Source organism: Acidocella sp., from assembly GCF_013044125.1.
Taxonomy (GTDB): domain Bacteria; phylum Pseudomonadota; class Alphaproteobacteria; order Acetobacterales; family Acetobacteraceae; genus Acidocella.
Genome location: NZ_JABEVC010000061.1, coordinates 1 through 2985, shown reverse-complemented (window position 1 = coordinate 2985; position 2985 = coordinate 1). Strand labels below are relative to the sequence as shown.

The following is a 2985-nucleotide window of genomic DNA, read 5'->3' as shown; positions in this document are numbered from 1 at the left end:
CACCGCCTCCCATCAATCAAATCAACGGGAAACACCGAATCACAACTCACCGCGTCGGGGGAATCCCCGGAGAGTCAGAAAATTCGGCAGCTGGTATAAGGACTGGCCCTTCGTTTACCGAAATCACCTACTCCGAGGTTGGCCTCGTCGCTGTACCTGGGGCAATAAATTTACCCAAATTGCCTTGCATTTACTCCCGCCTGCTTACCCTGTGCTTACCCGGCGTTTGCAAATAGGACTTAGGTCGACATAACCCATTGATTTATTGGCGGACCCGACGCGATTCGAACGCGTGACCTTTGCCTTCGGAGGGCAACGCTCTATCCAGCTGAGCTACGGGTCCATACTGCGGCGCTTCTATCTGAAAACCCGGCACCCGGCAACGGCAATGGAATATTTCAACTTTTATGGCCTGGTTCCGGTATTTCGCGTGCCAGCCGGATTAGTGGCAGATGGTCCGGCACTGCGAACTGGCTTTCCCGCAGGCTTGCGATTTCCAGCACCTGCACCGCCTTTGCGTCATCACCCGCCTGCAATGGCAGGTCGCGTAAATTTCCCGGCAGCCTGAAGCAGAACCCCTGCGTGGAGACGCCGAAAACATCGCCCTGGCGAATGCTGGTGCCGGGCAGGTTGTTCCATGCCACGCGAATGTCGAACGGACGGTCATACAGGCGGTGGCCCGCCGGCACCGCTGCAATACTCCGCAGCAGCCCCTCGTCCATCCCGGTTTCTTCCACCGCCTCGCGGATCGCCGCGTCCAGCGGGTTTTCCATTCCGCCGTTCACATCATCAATAAACCCGCCCGGCAGCGCCAGCAGTCCGGCGCCGGGATGATGCAGCCGGGTGATGAGCACCACCTGGCCGAAATCATCAAGCAGGATGGCATCGGCCGCATGGCGCAGATGCAGCTCCACATCGCCTGTCCCCGGCAAGCTCACGCGGCCCAGGTTATGCACGGCATGGCTGGGAGTGTCCCCAAACCGCCCCGCGATAAAGCGATCGGTGATTTGCCGCTGCAATGCTGCATCCACAATCATATGGTCTCTAACGGCTTCCACGGGCCCCTCCACAACGAACAAGGGGCACCCCATGAGGTGCCCCTTGTTTTCTGTTCAGGCCGCGTCGCCTGAGGCGCGGTCGGCGCGCTTGCGGGCGTTGGGGTCCAGATGTTTCTTGCGCAGGCGCACGGCGCTGGGGGTTACCTCCACCAGCTCGTCATCCTCAACATAGGCAATCGCCTGCTCCAGCGTCATCTTGCGGGGCGGCACCAGCAACAGCGCCTCGTCCTTGCCGGCGGCGCGGATGTTGGTGAGCTTCTTTTCGCGGACTGGGTTGATGTCGAGATCGTTCTCGCGCGAATGCTCGCCCAGGATCATGCCGACATAAACCTTCTCGCCAGGGGAGACGAACAGCACGCCGCGGTCCTGCAGCGCGAACAGCGAATACTGCACGGCCTCGCCATCCTCGGAGGAGATGAGCGCGCCGTTGCGGCGGCCCTCGATCTTGCCTTTCCAGGGGCCGTAGCCCGCGAACAGGCGGTTCATCACGCCGGTGCCGCGCGTGTCGGTGAGGAACTCGCCATGGTAGCCGATCAGCCCGCGCGAGGGGATGCGGAAGGTCAGGCGCTGCTTACCGCCGCCGGAGGGGCGGATGTCCGAGAGCTCACCCTTGCGGCGGGACATTTTTTCAACGACCGCGCCGGCATAGGGTTCGTCCACGTCGATCAGCACTTCCTCATACGGCTCCTCGCGTTCGCCGGTCTCCTCGTTGGTGCGGGTCAGCACGCGCGGACGGCCGATGGTCAGCTCGAAGCCCTCGCGGCGCATCTGCTCGATGAGCACGCCAAGCTGGAGTTCGCCGCGGCCGGAAACCTCGAAGGCGTCGGTCTCTGAGCTATCCGCCACCATGATGGCAACGTTGCCCTCGGCCTCGCGGTATAGCCGGTCACGGATCTGGCGCGACGTGACCTTCTTGCCTTCGCGCCCGGCCAGCGGGCTGTCATTGATGCGGAAGGTCATGGAGAGGGTCGGCGGGTCGATCGGGGTGGCGGGCAGGGGGCCTGGCAGATCCATCGAGCCGATGGTGTGCGGGATGGTGGCGTCGGTCAGCCCCGCGACGGCGACAATGTCGCCGGCGGAGACTTCGTCCACGGCCACGCGGTCCAGGCCGCGGAAGGAGAGCAGCTTGGTCAGGCGGCCGGTTTCAACCACGGTGCCGTCCAGGCGGTAGACCTTCACCGGCATGTTGACGGTGGCGCGGCCCTGCTCCACGCGCCCTGTCAGCACGCGGCCCAGGAATGTGTCGGACTCCAAAATGGAGGCAACCATGCCAAACGGCGCTTCGACATCCAGGTTCGGCGCGGGAACATGAGAGAGGATCAACTCGAATAGCGGGCTCAGGCTCTCGCGCGGGTCGGCCAGATCCTTCACCGCCCAGCCCTGGCGGCCGGAGGCGAACAGCATCGGGAAGTCGAGCTGTTCCTCATTGGCGTCCAGCGCGGCGAAGAGGTCGAACATCTCGTTGTGCACATCGTCGGGGCGGGCGTCGCCACGGTCGATCTTGTTCACCACCACAATCGGCTTCAGCCCGCGCGCGAGCGCCTTGCCGAGCACGAACTTGGTTTGCGGCAGCACGCCCTCAGCGGCGTCCACCAGGATCACGGCGCCATCCACCATGTTCAAAATGCGCTCCACCTCGCCGCCGAAGTCGGCGTGGCCTGGGGTGTCGACAATGTTGATGCGCACGTCATTCCAGACCACCGAGGCTACTTTCGCCAGAATGGTGATGCCGCGCTCTTTTTCGAGGTCGTTGCGGTCGAGCGCGCGCTCGGCCACGGCCTGGTGGGCCGCATAGGCGCCGGACTGCTTGAGAAGCTGGTCGACGAGCGTGGTTTTGCCATGGTCAACGTGTGCGATGATGGCGACATTGCGGATTTTTGGAGCGGACATTTTTGACGGGCCTGACAGTTAGTGCAGTACAGTTAGT

The 2985-nt window shown here is 63.0% G+C and carries 2 protein-coding genes and 1 tRNA gene; all 3 read right to left on the bottom strand.

Annotated elements, in window-relative coordinates:
* Positions 1-266: 266 nt before the first annotated feature.
* A tRNA-Arg gene (locus HKL97_RS03500) sits at positions 267-343 on the bottom strand.
* A gap of 55 nt (positions 344-398) precedes the next feature.
* Positions 399-1058 (bottom strand): NUDIX hydrolase, encoded by a 660-nt coding sequence (locus HKL97_RS03495; protein ID WP_291422714.1) that lies wholly within the window; start codon positions 1056-1058, stop codon positions 399-401.
* Positions 1059-1112: 54 nt separating this feature from the next.
* The gene (gene typA, locus HKL97_RS03490; protein ID WP_291422713.1) at positions 1113-2948 is read right to left on the bottom strand and encodes a translational GTPase TypA; all 1836 of its coding nucleotides are present in this window, start codon (positions 2946-2948) and stop codon (positions 1113-1115) included.
* Positions 2949-2985: the final 37 nt, after the last annotated feature.